The sequence below is a fragment of the Vibrio olivae genome (assembly GCF_042428525.1).
Classification (GTDB): Bacteria; Pseudomonadota; Gammaproteobacteria; order Enterobacterales; family Vibrionaceae; genus Vibrio; species Vibrio olivae.
The window spans coordinates 1-613 of the sequence record NZ_JBHMEP010000086.1 but is presented as its reverse complement, the minus strand read 5'-3'; the positions used below and the strand labels follow the sequence as shown (position 1 = coordinate 613).

The following is a 613-nucleotide window of genomic DNA, read 5'->3' as shown; positions in this document are numbered from 1 at the left end:
CCATCCATCTTCCGCCGCGGCGACAACCTGATCATCCTGGCGGACGGCAAGAACAAAATCCTCTACACGACGGACGGAAGCGAACCCAAGGCCGGGTCCCCTGTCTATTCGCAGGGAGCCAAATTCAGCGAAAGCGGAGTCGTCAAGGCACGCTGCCAGTTTGCCAACGGCAAGCTCGGCCCCGTCAGCCAGGCAAAATTCGGAATCAGCAAAACCGGATGGAAAGTGAAAAGCTCCACCTCCGGCAATGCGGCCGCCGCCATTGACGACAACCCGGAAACCTCCTGGACCGCCACTGCCGGCGTTCCCCAGTCCTTCGTGGTGGACATGGGCAAGCCTTACCGGGCCACCAGCTTCTCCTACCTGCCGCGCCAGGACGGAAAGACGGAAGGCATGACGGACAAGTACCAGTTTGAAGTAAGCGCGGACGGCAAAACCTGGAAAAAGGCGGCAGAGGGAGAATTCTCCAATCTCCGCGCCAATCCCATCGAACAAAACGTCAACCTCAAGAATGTCGACGAATCCGTGCGCTACTTCCGCTTTACCGGAACCAATGCGCTGGACGGCAGCGGAGCTTCCGCCGCGGAAATCAATGTCTTCGGCACTCCCGCCC

Annotated in this window: 1 protein-coding gene; it reads left to right on the top strand. The window is 59.5% G+C overall.

Going from position 1 to position 613, the window contains the following annotated elements; genetic code table 11:
- Window positions 1-613, top strand: a 613-nt coding sequence (locus ACFFUV_RS24140) for a discoidin domain-containing protein (protein ID WP_512701407.1), incomplete at both ends; no start/stop codon positions are given.